14 protein-coding genes are annotated in these 14,681 nt (G+C 43.0%); 12 read left to right on the top strand and 2 right to left on the bottom strand.

Annotated elements, in window-relative coordinates; translation table 11 throughout:
- Positions 1 to 70: 70 nt before the first annotated feature.
- The 12 genes from B9Y67_RS03655 (at position 71) to lhgO (ending at position 13,174) form a co-directional block, all read left to right on the top strand.
- Positions 71 to 850 carry a glutamine ABC transporter substrate-binding protein gene (locus B9Y67_RS03655; RefSeq protein WP_085505415.1) on the top strand — a complete coding sequence of 260 codons (780 nt, stop codon included), beginning with the start codon at positions 71 to 73 and terminating at the stop codon, positions 848 to 850.
- 223 nt (positions 851 to 1,073) lie between these two features.
- Positions 1,074 to 1,730, top strand: coding sequence for an amino acid ABC transporter permease (locus B9Y67_RS03660; protein WP_085505416.1), 657 nt, complete (start codon positions 1,074 to 1,076; stop codon positions 1,728 to 1,730).
- Positions 1,730 to 2,452: an amino acid ABC transporter ATP-binding protein gene (locus tag B9Y67_RS03665; RefSeq protein WP_085505641.1), complete on the top strand. Its 723-nt coding sequence runs from the start codon at positions 1,730 to 1,732 to the stop codon at positions 2,450 to 2,452. Before B9Y67_RS03660 ends, B9Y67_RS03665 begins: the two co-directional genes overlap by 1 nt.
- A 320-nt stretch (positions 2,453 to 2,772) precedes the next feature.
- Positions 2,773 to 4,374 carry an ATP-binding protein gene (locus B9Y67_RS03670; protein ID WP_085505417.1) on the top strand — a complete coding sequence of 534 codons (1,602 nt, stop codon included), beginning with the start codon at positions 2,773 to 2,775 and terminating at the stop codon, positions 4,372 to 4,374.
- Complete coding sequence (locus tag B9Y67_RS03675) at positions 4,367 to 5,044, top strand: response regulator (protein WP_085505418.1); 678 nt, start codon at positions 4,367 to 4,369, stop codon at positions 5,042 to 5,044. Before B9Y67_RS03670 ends, B9Y67_RS03675 begins: the two co-directional genes overlap by 8 nt.
- Positions 5,045 to 5,227: 183 nt before the next feature.
- Entirely contained in the window at positions 5,228 to 6,238 is a 1,011-nt protein-coding gene (locus B9Y67_RS03680) for a tripartite tricarboxylate transporter substrate binding protein (protein ID WP_085505642.1), read from the top strand.
- Positions 6,239 to 6,370: 132 nt separating this feature from the next.
- A complete protein-coding gene (locus B9Y67_RS03685; protein WP_243847164.1) occupies positions 6,371 to 6,817 on the top strand; it encodes a tripartite tricarboxylate transporter TctB family protein in 447 nt (148 codons plus the stop codon).
- 16 nt (positions 6,818 to 6,833) lie between these two features.
- A complete protein-coding gene (locus B9Y67_RS03690; RefSeq protein WP_085505419.1) occupies positions 6,834 to 8,327 on the top strand; it encodes a tripartite tricarboxylate transporter permease in 1,494 nt (497 codons plus the stop codon).
- Between the two features lie 14 nt (positions 8,328 to 8,341).
- Entirely contained in the window at positions 8,342 to 9,772 is a 1,431-nt protein-coding gene (locus B9Y67_RS03695) for a bifunctional 2-methylcitrate dehydratase/aconitate hydratase (RefSeq protein ID WP_085505420.1), read from the top strand.
- Positions 9,773 to 10,642, top strand: a complete 870-nt coding sequence (gene prpB, locus B9Y67_RS03700; protein ID WP_085505421.1) for a methylisocitrate lyase — start codon at positions 9,773 to 9,775, stop codon at positions 10,640 to 10,642.
- Positions 10,643 to 10,975: 333 nt separating this feature from the next.
- Entirely contained in the window at positions 10,976 to 11,911 is a 936-nt protein-coding gene (gene glaH / locus B9Y67_RS03705) for a glutarate dioxygenase GlaH (RefSeq protein WP_085505422.1), read from the top strand.
- A gap of 27 nt (positions 11,912 to 11,938) precedes the next feature.
- Positions 11,939 to 13,174, top strand: coding sequence for an L-2-hydroxyglutarate oxidase (lhgO, locus tag B9Y67_RS03710; protein WP_085505423.1), 1,236 nt, complete (start codon positions 11,939 to 11,941; stop codon positions 13,172 to 13,174).
- A 72-nt stretch (positions 13,175 to 13,246) separates the two neighbouring features.
- Here the strand turns inward: lhgO and B9Y67_RS03715 are convergent, their stop codons facing one another.
- Positions 13,247 to 13,552, bottom strand: a complete 306-nt coding sequence (locus B9Y67_RS03715) for a DUF3870 domain-containing protein (RefSeq protein WP_085505424.1) — start codon at positions 13,550 to 13,552, stop codon at positions 13,247 to 13,249.
- Between the two features lie 22 nt (positions 13,553 to 13,574).
- The gene (locus B9Y67_RS03720) at positions 13,575 to 14,663 is read right to left on the bottom strand and encodes a DctP family TRAP transporter solute-binding subunit (protein WP_254901691.1); all 1,089 of its coding nucleotides are present in this window, start codon (positions 14,661 to 14,663) and stop codon (positions 13,575 to 13,577) included.
- Between the last annotated feature and the right edge of the window lie 18 nt (positions 14,664 to 14,681).

The raw sequence follows: 14,681 nt of genomic DNA on the forward strand, positions 1-14,681 counted from the left end.
ATTCAGAAAATTTTAATTAATGGTGACTTTTGAGATAATTAATTACGCACATAAAAAGGGGGACAAGAAAATGAGAAAAGGAAAAGGGTACTTATTTATCCTGACAATTGTATTATCCACTCTACTGTTAGCTGGTTGTAACACTGGCGATGCTACGGAGAAGTATACAGTTGCTACAGATAACAACTTCGTTCCATTTGAATTTTTGAACGAAGAAACAGGTGAGATGGAAGGTTTCGACATCGACCTGATCAAAGCGGTTGCTGATGAAGCGGGCTTTGAGGTGGAGATCGAGTCAATGAAATTTGATGGGGTAGTCAGTGGAATGCAATCCGGCCGTTTTGATATCGGTATTGCAGGGATGACCATCACAGAAGAACGTAAAGAAACAATCGACTTTTCAGACCCATACTATGATGCAGGTCTGATGATCGCTGTTAATAAAGATAATGAGGACATTCAGTCTGAAGATGATCTGACAGGCAAAAAGGTTGGTACTCGTTCTGGTACAACCAGTGAAGAATACATCAAATCGAACCATCCTGATGCCGAGCTAGTTACGTTCCCTGGAATTGTAGAAGCATACATGGACTTAGAGTCAGGCCGTCTGGACGCCGTCATGTATGATGTTCCGAACGTCCAATATTATGTCGCCAATGACTCTGCAAAACTGAAAACTGTCGGAGATATTCTGCAAGGGGAGCAGTATGGTATTGCATTCCCTAAAGATTCCGAGCTTGTTGAGGATGTAAACAAAGCACTGGAAACTCTCATTGAAAATGGTACGTATGATGATATCTACGAAGAATGGTTCGGTGAGCGTAAATACGGCACAGAATCCTCTGAATAATACACAAGACACCAAGACGTCATAGCTGATCGGTAAAAGCGTAGCAAGTGATTAGCTTGTTGCGCTTTTATTTTACTTTAAGAGAGTTTAACTTTGTTAAAGGATTAAAGTATAAGAAAATACTAAGGCTTTCGCCATAAGTACTTGGCGACAAGCCAAGTTTTTCTAATGAAAAAATTTAATTTATATGTTGCACAAAATGTTGAATAAGGAGCGAACATTCATGGATTTTATTACACAATCCCACTATTACCGGGTTATGCCCATGCTGCTCGAAGGGCTGGTATGGACATTATTGATTACAGGTATCGGATTGATCTTCGGCTTTATCCTCGGAGCTATCTTCGGTTTCGCCCGCCTTTCAAAAAGTAAAATCATCTATGGAATCGCAACAGTATATGTAGAAGTTGTTCGCGGTACACCGATTCTTGCCCAGATCTTATTCATTTATTTCGGTCTGTCTGATTTGATGGGTGTTAATATCGATAAAATAACGGCGTCAATTATAGCTATTGCTATTAATGCGGGGGCATATATCGCAGAAATTGTCCGTGGAGCTGTTTACTCGATCGATAAGGGACAGGAGGAAGCAGGACGGTCCATCGGTCTTACTCGTAACCAGACAATGCGCTACATCATTTGGCCACAGGCTTTCAGAAGAATGATTCCGCCGCTTGGTAACCAGTTTGTCATTAGTCTTAAGGATACCTCACTTTTCTCTGTAATCGCTGTTGGTGAACTGCTATATATGGGGCAACAATATTATGGATCAACTTTTGCTGCATTCGAGGCATTGACGATGGTTTGTATTATGTACCTTGTCATAACTGTGCCGACAGCGGTTTACTTGAGAAGGGTAGAAAGGAGACTTGACGTATGATGATCAGCGTTAGAGATTTGCATAAATCATTTGGTTCCGTTGAAGTATTGAAAGGAATTGATGCAGAAATTAAGGAACAAGAAGTAGTCTGTGTTATCGGGCCATCCGGTTCTGGAAAAAGTACATTCCTCCGATGTCTGAATTTACTGGAAGAAGTCACTTCCGGCGATGTTCTGATTGAAGGCACAAACCTGACTGATCCGAAAGTTAATATTAATGAAGTACGCTCCCGGGTCGGAATGGTCTTTCAGCATTTTAACCTTTTTCCACACAGAACGGTCCTGGAGAACATCACTCTTGGGCCTATAAAAGTTAAAGGTCTGAGCAAAGACGAAGCAAAGAAAGTCGCATTGCCTTTGCTGGATAAAGTCGGTTTAAGTGATAAAGCGGATGTTTATCCGGAGAGCTTGTCAGGTGGTCAAAAGCAGCGTGTCGCCATTGCTCGTTCACTTGCGATGGAACCTAGAATCATGCTGTTTGATGAACCGACATCAGCCCTTGACCCTGAACTGGTCGGGGATGTACTGGAGGTTATGAAGGATCTTGCCAAAGAAGGGATGACCATGGTGGTTGTTACCCATGAAATGGGCTTTGCCCGGGAAGTTGGCGACAGGGTATTGTTCATGGATGAAGGAATCATTATGGAAGAAGATGTACCGAGTAACCTCTTTGGAAATCCTCAGAATCCACGGACGCAGGAGTTCTTAAGTAAAGTACTTTAAAAAGAAGGATTGTGTTTGAAGGTTTTACGTGGTATATTAGTTGAGCGATGAGCTAATTTGCGTAAGACGAATGGATATGCTTTTTTGAGCTAAACGATGAATGTGGTCATCGGTCCTTCGCCGCAAAGCGTAGAAAGCCTTCCCTGAAATATGGGAGGGCTTTTTTATATACTTTATTAACATAGTAAATTCATTGCTCTGTTAATATTTGGAATATTCAATCAAAATAATTAAGTTTTCGTTCACCCTCTAATTTTCACCCCTGCTTCACATGTTAAAATAAATATAATAAAGCGCTTTACGAAAAGAGGTTCCTCATCATGACTAGCCGTTTTCGTGTGTCCTTACAAACAAAAATCCTTGGGCTGGTAATTACATTAATTGTTTCGATTATCATTATACTCTCTGGAGTGTTCGCATATTGGGAAAAGCAGGAGACAGAGGAAAAAATGGGCCAGCTGGCACTTCAGGCTGCGACTACACTTTCTTTTATGCCGACCATTAAAGACGCATTCAATAGCGAAGATCCAGCTGAGATCATACAGCCGATAGCGTTAAGCGTACAAAAAGAGATAGGTGCAGAGTTTGTCGTCATAGGGAATCAGGATAGTATCCGTTATGCACACCCTGACCCGTGGAAAATCGGTGAACAAATGGTTGGCGGAGATAACGATCGTGCTTTGAAAAATGGTGAATATTATATCTCAAAAGCAGAAGGTACATTAGGGCCGTCGCTGAGGGGCAAGGCCCCTATCTTAGATGATGATGGAGATATCATCGGGATTGTGTCCGTCGGCTTTTTGATTGATGATATCAACTCAGCTGCCTTGCAGAAATTTATGGATATCGGTGGTATTTCTATCGCAGTTCTTCTGCTCGGCACATTTGGAAGTTTTATGCTGGCTAGAAGTATACGGAAGGACACGATGGGGCTTGAGCCTTACCAAATTGCCTCGCTGTACCGCGATCGGGAGGCGGTTCTTTCTTCGGTGAAAGAAGGAATTATTGCCATTGATCATCAAGGCCTTGTTACGATGATCAATCAATCAGCAAAGGCTATGTTGAATATAACGGAAGATACGAACAAGAAGCCAATCGAAGAAATATTACCGAATACTCAAATGCTTCGTGTCCTGGAATCAGGCACGCCTGAACATAATGAAGAAATGATTCTGAAAGACCGGGTCATCATTGTCAATCGCACACCTATTCTGGAAGATGATAACGTCGTAGGGGTAGTTGCCAGTTTTCGAGACAAGACAGAGGTAAGAGAAATGGTTAATGCTCTTTCTGAAGTGAAGCGGTATTCTGAAGACTTAAGGGCGCAAACACATGAATTTACCAATAAAATGTACGTTTTGCTTGGCCTGCTTCAGTTAGGAAATTATCAGGAAGCTATTGACTTGATAGAAAGCGAGTTTCAAACGTCTCAGACTCAAAACAAGGTTCTTTTTGATCAGATTCAAGATGATACGGTACAGGCTATTTTGCTAGGGAAAATAAGTAAAGCGTCGGAACAAAAAGTAGATTTCTCAATTGATAGTGAATCGTCTCTTCAATTAATTCCAAAACATATCAATCGTTCTAAGCTGGTAACGATATTAGGTAATATCATTGACAATGCCTTCGAAGCTGTAAGTAGTCAGGAAGAGAGAAAGGTGGGTTTCTTTGCAACTGATATCGGCAGTGATATTGTTTTTGAAATTACAGATAATGGACCTGGCATCTCTGACTCTATTATGCCGTATTTGTTCATGAGAGGATTTTCCACTAAAAAAGGTCAAAACCGAGGTTTTGGATTAGCGAACGTGAACGAAATTGTAGAAGAACTTGGCGGGACGATGGAAATCAGCCAGACATCCGGAGAGGGAGCAATGTTTTCGATATTCATACCTAAAAAGGGAGGTGGCTTCAATGATTAAGGTCGTGATCGCTGAAGATGACTTTCGGGTGGCACAGCTCCATGAAAAATTTTTAAGTGAAATAACAGGGTTCCAATTAGTCGGAAAAGCATTGAATGGAAAGGAAACCCTTGAACTCATAGCTGACGAACAACCAGATTTATTATTATTGGATGTCTATATGCCAGACAGGCTCGGCACGGATTTGCTGCATGATATTAGAGAGCTTTCTCCTACGATCGATATCATTATGATCACAGCTGCCAATGATAAAGCAATGATTGAAATAGCTTTAAAATATGGGGTTATCGACTATATCATTAAGCCGGTTTCTCTTGACCGCTTCAAAAAAACTATCCATTCTTATCAAGAAAAGCAACAAATGATAGACTCGACGGATACCTTCGATCAGGATATGGTAGATCAATTGATTGGCAGCAGGAAGAATACTACACCACCGAATGAAAATATGCCAAAAGGAATAGATCCACTTACCCTTGATAAGGTGAGAAGTATGCTGGCTGAAGCCAAAGAGGGGCTGACCGCCGAACAGGCAAGCGAAAAAATGGGGGCATCAAAAACCACTGCACGGCGCTATTTGGAATACTTGATTTCTATTGAAGAAGGACAGGCAGAGATGAGGTACGGTAAAGTAGGAAGACCGGAAAGAAAATACTATCTGAATGATTGATTAGTCCCCTGGGTGGAGGGGGCTTTTTTTGTGCTTGTCTTTATTGTTTCTTTCGTGAATTTTATTTGGTTTATTTTTTTATTATTTTTAACACAGAATATTTTGAAAACGGTTACAATTCCATTTCTTTCTTTTACCATGAAGTTAATGAAAGATTACATCTGGAAAGGGAGAGGTATTTACATGAAGAAATTATGGATGATGGCTATTTTAACCTTACTTGTATTTGTAGTAGCTTGCGGCGATCAAAGCGCTGATTCAGAAGCGGATTCTGGAGAAGGCGGGGGTGACTGGGAGCCAGAACAGAATATAGAAATTGTAGCTCCTAGTGGCGCTGGTGGCGGCTGGGATACAACAGCCAGAAGTGTCGGTAAGATTATGGAAGAGGAAGGTATTGTAGATACAGATATTGGTGTTGTCAATAAGCCTGGTGGCGGGGGTGCTGTAGGCTGGTCTTACATCAATAGCACGAATGATCCCCACAATTTATTCGTATCGTCTCCTCCGTTAATTTTTGTTCCGTTAAACGGACAATCAGACTTGTCCTATGAAGATTTCACACCACTATCCAATATGATTGCAGACTATGGTGCATTTGCTGTTTCTGAAGATGCAGAGTGGGACAACTTGAATGACTTGTTCGACGACATGAAAGAAGATCCTTCGAGCGTAACGGTAGTCGGAGCATCTTCACCTGGTTCCATGGATCACATGCAGTTCATTAAAATCGCCAAGGCAGCGGGAGTAGATATCCAGGAAATCAAATATGTTTCTGAACAGGATGGCGGGGCGCTTACCCAAATCTTGAATGGAAGTGCCGATGTTTATTCCACTGGTGTAGCTGAAACGGTAGAACAAGTGAAAGCAGGAAAAATTAAAGTTCTAGGTGTCACTGCAGAAGAAAGACTGGATGGAGAGGTGTTATCTGATTTTGAAACTGCAAAAGAGCAGGGAATCGATGCAACATTCGTAAACTGGAGAGGGTTCTTCGGTCCGAAAGACATGGATCCTGCAGCAGTTGCTTATTATGAAGAGAAATTCAAGGAAGTCAGTGACTCTGACACATTCGCAGAGCTTCGTGACCAGTACGGATGGGACGAAATGTACATGAATAGTGAAGAATACCAGGAGTTCCTGAAAGAGCAAAATGACGAATTAGGAAGCCTGCTTGAAGAACTGGGCTTAGGTCAATAAACAGAACATGCGAGTTTGTTTACTTAAGGGTCTGATTACTTTCATTCCGCCGCAGATGGCGGTTCAGGGAGGGCAGACCCTTCTCTTACAAACTCGAACTCTTTTATGAAGGTGATGCATGTGCTTAAAACGATGAATCAAAAAATAAGTGTTTTTCTAATCCTGTTTGGAATCGGTTATTTGTACTTAAGTTACAACCTGAAGGAATATCCATATGTTCCTGTGGATTCCGATCTTGTACCGAAAGCGCTTGGTTACTTGCTGGTTGGATTAGCCGTATTGCTTTTCTTTGACAAGTCTTCCGAAACGGAAGAACAAAAGAAAAAACGAAGCGTGCCCAAAAAAGAATTGATGGTCATACTTGCAGTCGGAGGAATGATCTTTTTATATATTTTCTTATTTGAAATAGTCGGGTTCCTGATTGCAACGGCCTTGTTTATTTTCTTCTGTTCCTGGTTCCTGGGTTATAACAGATGGGTGAGTAATTTATTGGTATCACTTATTTTTCCTTCCGTTTTGTATTATCTATTCAACTATTTATTACAGATTCGTTTACCTCAAGGAATATTACCATTTTAAAAGGTGTTGGTGAAAAATGGGTGCATTAGACGGCCTGATGCAAGGCTTCCAAGTTGCATTTAGTTTACAAGGAATCATGTTTGTTTTGATTGGCGTTGTAACCGGGACATTGATTGGAATGATGCCTGGTTTGGGACCGATCAGTGCCATTGCTATCATGATTCCAGTCACGTATGGAATGGATCCTTCCGCTGCTTTAGTGATGATGGCTGGTGTTTATTATGGTGCTGTCTTTGGCGGTTCAACCTCTTCCATTTTATTAAACGCCCCGGGAATTTCGGGTACAGTAGCAACCGCATTCGATGGCTACCCGATGGCGCAACGGGGAGAGGCTGGTAAGGCACTGGCAATTGCAGCTATCTCCTCTTTCACAGGAGGAACTGTTTCAGTGGTTCTATTGATGCTATTCGCGCCAGCTCTCGCACAGGTAGCAGTTTCGTTTGGTCCCCCGCAGTATTTTGCCTTGATGTTTCTAGGGCTTACTGCAATCTCCAGTCTATCGGAAGGTTCGACGATTAAAGCATTGATAGCAGCTACGTTAGGTTTCATAGCAGCTACGATTGGGATGGACGCCCAGACAGGGACTACCCGCTTTACGTTTGGAACCCCTAATCTTATTGAAGGTATCGACTTTCTTGTCATAGCTCTTGGACTTTTTGCCATTGCAGAAGTCTGTTTCTTAATCATCAATCGAAAAGACAAATCATTAAGCAAACAAAGTGACATCGGCAATTTGAAGTTGAGTAAAGAAGATCTTAAAGAAATGAAAGGACCGATGACAAGACAATCTTTCTTAGGTTTCATTCTTGGTGTGCTTCCGGGAGCCGGTGCAACAATTGCGTCGTTTATCGGTTATATTACTGAAAAAAGGATTGCCAAGAAGCCGGAAGAATTCGGGAAAGGGTCGGTAAGAGGAGTAGCTGCACCGGAAACAGCCAACAACGCTGCTACGAGCGGTGCATTCGTTCCGTTGCTAAGTTTAGGTATTCCTGGCTCTGGTACTACTGCCGTCATGCTAGGGGCATTTCTTGTTCTGGGCATTCAGCCTGGTCCACTCCTAGTACAGGATCGTCCGGAAGTTTTCTGGGGGATTATTGCCAGTATGTATATCGGAAACGTATTTTTATTGATCCTTAACTTACCATTGATCCCTTATATAGCAAAAATATTGAAGATATCCCGGCCGATGCTGATTTCTCTTGTTATCATTTTCAGCTTAATTGGTGTATATTCTATCAGCTTCAGTACATTTGACCTTTATTTATTACTCATTTTTGGAGTGATCGGCTACTTGATGCGCTTGTTTTCATTTCCGGCAGCCCCGTTCATACTTGCCTTTATCCTGGGCGGAATGATGGAACAGGCGTTGCGACAGGCGTTGACCGCCTCGGGTGGCAATCTGGCAATCCTTGTTTCTGATCCTATTTCCATCTCCTTATTGATTGTCAGTGCCTTGTCATTTGTCGTGCCACTAATAAGAATTCGCAAAAAAGATGCTACACAAGATTAAGAGGTGAAAGGAACATGCAAGTATTTGATGAAGTGATTGAAAAAATCGCTGCTTACGTGACAGAAGAGCAGCAATTCAGTGAGGAAGCCTATCGTAATGCCCGCTATGTTTTGTTGGATTCCGTCGGGTGTGTGATTCTTGCACAGAAATACCCGGAGTGTACAAAACACTTGGGTCCGATTGTACCAGGGATACAGACACCTAATGGTGCGCGCGTTCCCGGGACTTCTTATGAATTGGACCCTGTCCAGGCTGCCTTCAATATCGGGTTATTAATTCGCTGGCTAGATTATAACGATACCTGGCTTGCAGAAGAATGGGGACACCCATCCGATAATCTTGGAGGAATATTAGCTTTAGCTGACTACCTTTCTCGTAAACGTCTGTCAGAAGGTAAAGCCCCTTTGACTATGAAAGAAGTGCTCTACCGTTCTATCCAGGCGCATGAAATTCAGGGGATTCTGGCACTAAGCAATAGCATGAACCGACAGGGAATTGATCATGTGCTATTCGTTAAAATTGCAACAACTGCAGTCGCTGCAGCCATGTTAGGGGGAACGAAACAGCAAGTGATGAATGCTGTCAGCAATGCATGGATTGATAATGGAAGCTTGAGAACTTACCGCCATTTTCCGAATACGGGGTCCCGAAAATCATGGGCAGCAGGGGATGCGACCAGCCGTGGAGTCCGCCTTGCCTTAATGGCGATGAAAGATGAAATGGGCTATCCGACAGCACTCAGTGCTAAAACTTGGGGATTTCAAGATGTCATGTTAGATGGGAAGGAGCTGACACTTTCCCGGGAAATGAAAGACTATGTGATGGAAAATGTTTTATTTAAAATATCCTTCCCTGCAGAATTCCACGCACAGACCGCTGCGGAATGTGCCGTCACCCTTCATGACCAAGTGAAGGGAAGAGTGGAAGAGGTGCAAAAGATCGTCATTGAAACGCAGGAATCAGCCAAGCGGATTATCGACAAGACGGGGGAATTGAATAACCCGGCTGACCGTGACCATTGCATTCAGTACATCACAGCTGTTGGACTGCTCTTAGGAGAATTGGAAGCAGACCATTATGAGGATGATTTTGCACTGGCTCACCCTGAGATCGATCAGCTTCGAGAAAAAATGAAAGTAGTAGAAAATGCTGACTATACCGAAGAGTATCTTCACCCGGATAAGCGTTCAATTGCTAATGCAGTTACTGTTCATTTTGTAGATGGAAGCACTACGGAACGGGTAGAGGTACGGTATCCAATTGGTCATCGTGAACGCAGACAAGAAGGCTACCCTCTTTTAGAAGCTAAGTTTCTTAAGAATATGGAAGTTCGATATACAAAAAAACGGACGAAGGAACTATTAAATTTTCATAATGAGAAGAAGCTTCCGAATAAAGAAGTCCAGGCATATTTCAATGAGCTTGTAGAGCAGGGGGGATTGTAGATGTCATGGATGATGGATGAGCGAACAGGGCAGAAGGAATTGAGTATATCATTTCGAAACCAGATGAAGAGCAAGGAATTACTGCGGCTGGTGGGGGCTCATCATGGATTATCAGGTATCATTGCAAAAGATATTGGTTTTACCTCCCTTTACTTATCGGGAGGAGCATTGTCTGCAAGTAAAGGGCTGCCTGATATCGGATTGATGACTCACGAAGAACTAGTTCGCAAGGCAGAAGAAATTATCAATGCTACAAACTTACCATTGCTCGTCGACATCGACACTGGATATGGGGAGGCCTTTAACGTGGCAAGGCTGGCCCGTGATTTAGTAAAAGTAAGGGTAGCCGCTGTTCAGATTGAAGATCAGGTTTTTCCGAAAAAGTGCGGACATTTGGATGGCAAGCAATTGACTATTAAAGAAGAAGTGGGGGAAAAGATACGATTGATGAAGCAAGCGGAACCTGACTTGGTCATCGTCGCCCGTACCGATGCGTTAGCTGTTACAGGAAGCGAAGACGCTATTGATAGAGCAAAATACTATATCGAAGCGGGAGCAGATGCCATTTTTCCTGAAGCCGTACGCACAGATGAAGAAATGAAATATTTTGCTTCTAGACTGGATGTTCCCTTACTTTTCAATATGACGGAGTTTGGTAAAACACCTTATAAGACGGCTGAAGAAATTGCTGCACTTGGATTCTCAATGGTGATATATCCTGTTACATCACTACGTGCAGCTGCCAAAGCGGTGGAGCGTGTGTATCGAACTATCTATGAAAAAGGAACGCAGCAAAGTAGGCTTGAAGATATGCAGACCAGGAAAGAGCTATACCGGGCGATCGACTATGAAAAATACGATGAGCTTTAAAGTTACAAAAGCGTACGCGCTCTTAACAATTACTATAAGCATAGTGAAAAAGTTAATTATATTATTGACAGAAAATTTAGATTGCTATATAGTAGATAACAGAAAGCAACCTTTAGAAAGGTATCCCCTTTCAAAGCCGGTTTGCTAGTTTATCCGTAACGTTCATTTAAATAAGTGACTGTCAAAACTGCCAGAGCTCTGAGCACCAGAGCACCCACGCAGTTTAGAAGCCAGTATTTTCCTTGAAATTAAGGGACAATACTGGCTTTTTTTAATCGCTGAAGGGCCCGTCAGCAGCCAAAAACTATCAAAAATATCAGGAGGTTTTTAATAATGTGTGCGATGGATCTACAAAAAGGTAAATTAGAGCTTCAAACTGGAAAAGGGTATAAGGTTGTGCAGCACCCGGAACATCACCGTCTCTATCATATTGAATTTGAAAGCGATGTCATTGATAAGTTCGTAGCAGACTTAAAGGATGTCAGTGATGAGCAGCTGGAATATGTTCCATATATGCGTTTGATGGCGGCTGATAAACTGGTAGAGTTAGTAGGAGAAGAGTTTGTACAGACAATCCGTGGTATTCTTCATGATCGTAAGACAGGCGGCTTTACCGTCGGGCTGCAGGGACGGACGAAAGACGATCAGGACTATGTGAAGTTTTCTACGGCACTGACCCATCTTGTCGGTACGCCGAACTTCGATGCGATGTCAGGTAAGTACTACGCGCGTTTTACGGTAAAGCATACAGATGATAGTGATTCCTATCTTCGCCAGGCCTACCGGACGTTCACATTGCACACCGATGGCACCTATGTCGATGAGCCGACAGACTGGCTGCTGATGATGAAGTTCGAGGAAGAGAATGCTGTTGGCGGACGCTCCCGCTTGCTTCATCTTGATGACTGGGAAGAGATGGATTATTTCTATAATCATCCGCTGGCAAAATATAAATTCACATACAAAGCGCCTGCAAGTAAAAACGTCTCAGAAGATGTACTGCGCCAGACTTTCTATGAGCATAACAATGGTCCTTGCATTTGTTTCATCGACCAGTTCGTGTACCCGGAGACGATCGATCAGGCAAAGTATCTAAAGAACTTGTCCCATTCTATGGAGAATTCGCCGGCGACGATTGGTCTTGATCTTCCAGAAGGCGACTTGATCATGTTGAATAACCGCTTCTGGCTGCATGGGCGTGAAGCGTTCGAAAAAAATACGGAATTGCATAGAGAGTTACTGCGTCAGCGAGGAAGGTTCGCAGAGTAAGCGTTGGATGAGGAGGGAGTAGTCAGCATGTATGATTTCACCATAATCGGTGGGGGAATAGTCGGTTTATCTACCGCCTATTCCCTTACTAAAAAATATCCGGCTGCTAAAATAGCCGTTATAGAAAAAGAAAAATCCTGGGCGAGCCATCAGACCGGCCGCAACAGCGGGGTTATTCACTCCGGTGTCTATTACAAGCCAGGGAGCATGAAAGCCAGACTAGCCAAGCAGGGCGCGGCTTCCATGGTAGCGTTTTGTAAAGAGCATGATATCGAGCATGAAGTTTGTGGAAAAGTGTTGGTGGCGACCGAAGACGAAGAGCTGCCAAGAATGGAAAAGCTCTATAAGAACGCACACCAGAATGGCATAAATGCTACCCGACTAAGTCGGGAAGAACTGCTGGAAATCGAGCCGCACGTCAATGGAAAAGCTGCCCTAAAGGTGCCGACAACAGGGATTGTCAACTATAAACAAGTAACCGAGACGTTGGCGAGGTTAGTAGAAGAAGCAGGGGTAGATTTGCTGCTTGGTACAAAGGTATTAAATATTGATGAATCATCCCGTGAGGTATTTATTGATACCGATAAGCATACCATTCTGTCCCGTTTTCTGATTAACTGTGCCGGTCTTCATAGTGACCGCCTGGTCAAGATGGCCAAGATTCAGACAGACGTGAAAATCGTACCTTTCCGCGGCGAGTATTTCACCTTGAAAGATGATAGACGCCACCTTGTGAAAAACCTGATATATCCGATTCCGAACCCGGATTTTCCTTTTCTTGGCGTCCATTTGACCAGGATGATTGATGGTAGTATTCATGCGGGTCCTAATGCCGTACTGAGTTTCAAACGGGAAGGGTATCATAAAACAGCCTTTCACCTGAAAGATACGCTGGAGACGATGACCTTTCCTGGCTTTTGGAAAATGGCGGGCAGCAACCTGCAGGAAGGCTTGAAGGAGATGGTGCGATCTTTCCATAAACAGACGTTTGTCAAAAGTCTGCAACGCCTCGTCCCAGAAATCCAGGTGGATGATGTAGTACCGACTCATGCGGGGGTAAGAGCGCAAGCGATGTTGAAGGATGGTCGTCTCGTGGATGACTTCTATATCATCCCAGGGAAGAAATCGATCCATGTTTGTAATGCTCCGTCACCGGCCGCTACGGCATCCTTAGAAATAGGAAAAGAGATCGTTCACCGCATCCCTCCTCAAAACCACTTGAAGATGACCGATAGAATGAAGCCAAGCCTTGTCACGAATTAAACTTTTTCGTGTCATCACATTGATATCGGAAGAATTATAGACTAAAAAACCGCTCACAAGGAGCGGTTTTTTTTAGTCGTTCATTTGATACTGTTTATAGGAATCTTTTAAGGCAGCTGCAATAGCATTGCCTGCTTTCCCTCTATAACCATTTTCCAGCTGTTTCAAAGGCTCATCCAATCCTTCCTTGAGGCTGTACCCTTTCAATAGGTTTTTTACGTATTCTCTGCCATGGTCGGTTGCCAGTGTGCAGGATGCATCGACAATGACACCATATTTTTTATCAATTTCTAAGGTCAATGTCAATGATTCCGAAATATGATTCGCTGCAATTCCAGTCGGTAATTTCGAATGTCCGGCTACAAAAATTGTATTCATGTTTTCTCCTCCTACAAGCTAGTTAATTACTGTATTTATCCTTTAATTTATATATTTTCTTCATTAACTTTGAGCCCACCATCGATTCTGTTTCTTCATAAATCGGACGGAGTCGTTGTTCCCATGCTTCCTGTTGGGCTTGGGTCAGGTAATCAATCTGCAGGTTCTCTTCCTGCCTCAATTTTCTTGTAGACTCGTCGTTCATTTCAATGGAGTGACGTCGCACCCAGTTGGTGGTTTCTGTCATCGCACCTTCAATGATTTCTCTATGTTCATCAGAAAGGTTGTTCCAAAATGCTTCATTAATCAGTACAGCATACCCAAGGTAACCATGGTTACTGATAGTCATATAGGACTGATCCTGGAATAATTTCTTTGAAGAGATATTGGAAGCAGTGTTTTCCTGGCCGTTGACGAAGTCCACTTCGAGATTCCGATATGTCTTATTAAAAGGAAGTTCACTGGTGCTGGCGCCTAATTGTTCGAACTGGGATTCGATGACAGGACTGGGCATGATCCGGAAATGGAGGCGATGAAAATCCTCGGGATATAGGATCGGGTGGCTGCTGTTGGTCACTTGTTTGTAATCATTATACCAAAAGGTCAATCCTTTGATGCCATCCTGTTCAAGGTCACGGAGCAGCGTTTCTCCGATTTCTCCCTCATAGACTTCCTCGACAGCTTGATAGGAAGGGAAAACGAACGGGAGGTCGAGAACCTGCCATTTTGGAAATCGTTTCGTTAAATTAGAGGTGGCAGGGGCAATCATTTCCACTCGTCCCTCTCTCAGTGCTTCATACTCATTCTGATCACTGTAAAGCGTGCCATTGGAATGCACCTGAATTTTAATTTCACCATTGGTACGTGATTCTACAAGAGATGCAAATTTTCTGGCTGCCATCCCTTTCGGAGTATTCTCTGCCACTACATGACTGAATTGGATGACAATCTTATCTTTGATCCCTTCCTGCTCATCATCATATTCCAGATAGCTGGAGGCATTACTCAAATCGAATCCGAAAAACAGAGCAGTGAAAATTCCGGTGATGATAAAAGCCGTAATCGTGATGACTGTGCGCAATCCTGCCACCTCGCTCGCAATCGTTTTCAATAGTGTAACACACCAAAG

Origin of the sequence: Thalassobacillus devorans (assembly GCF_900176565.1) — a bacterium.
Taxonomy (GTDB): Bacteria; Bacillota; Bacilli; order Bacillales; family Halobacillaceae; genus Thalassobacillus; species Thalassobacillus devorans_A.

Excerpts from the sequence above, each read along its gene's own strand:
- B9Y67_RS03655 (WP_085505415.1), top strand. The coding sequence starts at position 71 with ATGAGAAAAGGAAAAGGGTACTTATTTATCCTGACAATTGTATTATCC.
- B9Y67_RS03660 (WP_085505416.1), top strand. The coding sequence starts at position 1,074 with ATGGATTTTATTACACAATCCCACTATTACCGGGTTATGCCCATGCTG.
- B9Y67_RS03665 (WP_085505641.1), top strand. The coding sequence starts at position 1,730 with ATGATCAGCGTTAGAGATTTGCATAAATCATTTGGTTCCGTTGAAGTA.
- B9Y67_RS03670 (WP_085505417.1), top strand. The coding sequence starts at position 2,773 with ATGACTAGCCGTTTTCGTGTGTCCTTACAAACAAAAATCCTTGGGCTG.
- B9Y67_RS03675 (WP_085505418.1), top strand. The coding sequence starts at position 4,367 with ATGATTAAGGTCGTGATCGCTGAAGATGACTTTCGGGTGGCACAGCTC.
- B9Y67_RS03680 (WP_085505642.1), top strand. The coding sequence starts at position 5,228 with ATGAAGAAATTATGGATGATGGCTATTTTAACCTTACTTGTATTTGTA.
- B9Y67_RS03685 (WP_243847164.1), top strand. The coding sequence starts at position 6,371 with ATGAATCAAAAAATAAGTGTTTTTCTAATCCTGTTTGGAATCGGTTAT.
- B9Y67_RS03690 (WP_085505419.1), top strand. The coding sequence starts at position 6,834 with ATGGGTGCATTAGACGGCCTGATGCAAGGCTTCCAAGTTGCATTTAGT.
- B9Y67_RS03695 (WP_085505420.1), top strand. The coding sequence starts at position 8,342 with ATGCAAGTATTTGATGAAGTGATTGAAAAAATCGCTGCTTACGTGACA.
- prpB (WP_085505421.1), top strand. The coding sequence starts at position 9,773 with ATGTCATGGATGATGGATGAGCGAACAGGGCAGAAGGAATTGAGTATA.
- glaH (WP_085505422.1), top strand. The coding sequence starts at position 10,976 with ATGTGTGCGATGGATCTACAAAAAGGTAAATTAGAGCTTCAAACTGGA.
- lhgO (WP_085505423.1), top strand. The coding sequence starts at position 11,939 with ATGTATGATTTCACCATAATCGGTGGGGGAATAGTCGGTTTATCTACC.
- B9Y67_RS03715 (WP_085505424.1), bottom strand. The coding sequence starts at position 13,552 with ATGAATACAATTTTTGTAGCCGGACATTCGAAATTACCGACTGGAATT.